The following is a 489-nucleotide window of genomic DNA, read 5'->3' on the forward strand; positions in this document are numbered from 1 at the left end:
GCGGAGATACGCTTGCCCAGTTTCGACAGAAAAAGCGCGTCGTCTTCGCTACCAAACAGGTCGCGCAAATCAAGCCAGTGCTCAATCCACGCCACAGCGTTGCGACCAATCGGCAGGCGGCGCTCTTTGCTGCCTTTCCCCATCACCCACACTTCGCCGGACTCCAGGTCGAGGTGTTTGATATCCAGCCCCACCAGCTCGGAAAGACGCAGACCCGCGCCGTACATCACTTCCAGCATTGCACGGTCGCGTACAGCGAGGGGATCGTTGATATCAATATCCAGCAGCCGATTCATATCGTCGACGTCGATATTTTTCGGCAGATGACGCGGCGCTTTCGGTGCCGAAACACCTTTCGCCGGGTTAGCTTTGAGTTCGTTCTGGCTGACCAGCCAGTCAAAAAAGCTACGTAGCGCAGAAAGCCGTAACGCGAGGCTTGCTGCTCCCAGCCCTTTACGGCGACTGCGTACAGCAAAATTGCGTACCATC

The 489-nt window shown here is 56.6% G+C and carries 1 protein-coding gene; it reads right to left on the reverse strand.

Annotated elements, in window-relative coordinates:
• On the reverse strand, positions 1–489 hold a 489-nt coding region (locus FN960_RS23450; protein WP_498034086.1), incomplete at both ends, for a tyrosine-type recombinase/integrase.

Source organism: Alkalicoccobacillus porphyridii, from assembly GCF_007293315.1.
Classification (GTDB): domain Bacteria; phylum Bacillota; class Bacilli; order Bacillales; family Bacillaceae_D; genus Alkalicoccobacillus; species Alkalicoccobacillus porphyridii.